General features: G+C 23.9%; 1 protein-coding gene and 1 pseudogene. One reads left to right on the forward strand and one right to left on the reverse strand.

From position 1 onward, the window contains the following. The coding region (locus tag GQX97_RS13550) for an ankyrin repeat domain-containing protein (RefSeq protein ID WP_198391258.1) at positions 1-353 on the reverse strand (353 nt) is incomplete at its 3' end. A 155-nt stretch (positions 354-508) separates the two neighbouring features. Here GQX97_RS13550 and GQX97_RS15190 point away from each other — a divergent pair. Next, positions 509-673 (forward strand): annotated as a pseudogene (locus tag GQX97_RS15190) (dihydropyrimidinase); the annotation flags it as partial.

Consider the following 673-nt stretch of genomic DNA (forward strand, 5'->3'; position numbering starts at 1 on the left):
TCTGTATCTCTAATGTTTACATCAGCACCATTTTTTAATAAAAATTCAACCATTTYATAATTTGTATCTCTAGCAGTATACATTAATGCTGTAGCACCTGCTTTATCTCGAATATTGACATCAGTACCTTCTTCTATMAGCAATTTTGCTATATCATTATATCCACTTACAGAAGCATTYATTAAAGCTGTTCTATCATAAGAATCTAATGCATTACAGTTTGCACCTTGCTCTAAATATGATTKAACTTTTTTTATATTATTATCTTCTACAGCAGAAAATAACAATTCATCTAAAGTTTTAGAATAYAAAAGAATATKAAACAARAATAATATAACAAATACTTTTTTCATATATACCCCCATATATACAATTTGATTATATATTACAAAATATTCACAGTCAATATAATCATAATTCTTTAATTTCTATAATATATTAATTTATAAATTGATATTAATAAAATTTTTAGTATAATTAAATTGTTATTTTATTATAGGGAAGTGCTATGAAAATTATTATAAAAAATGGTACTATAGTTAATGCTTCAGARACTTATAAAGCTGATRTATTAATAGAAGATGAAAAAATATCTAARATAGGTRCTGATTTAAAATGCGAAGGAGCAGAAATAATTGATGCTTCAGGTAAGTATGTAATGCCTGGGGGAATT

Source organism: Brachyspira sp. SAP_772 (assembly GCF_009755885.1).
Classification (GTDB): Bacteria; Spirochaetota; Brachyspiria; order Brachyspirales; family Brachyspiraceae; genus Brachyspira.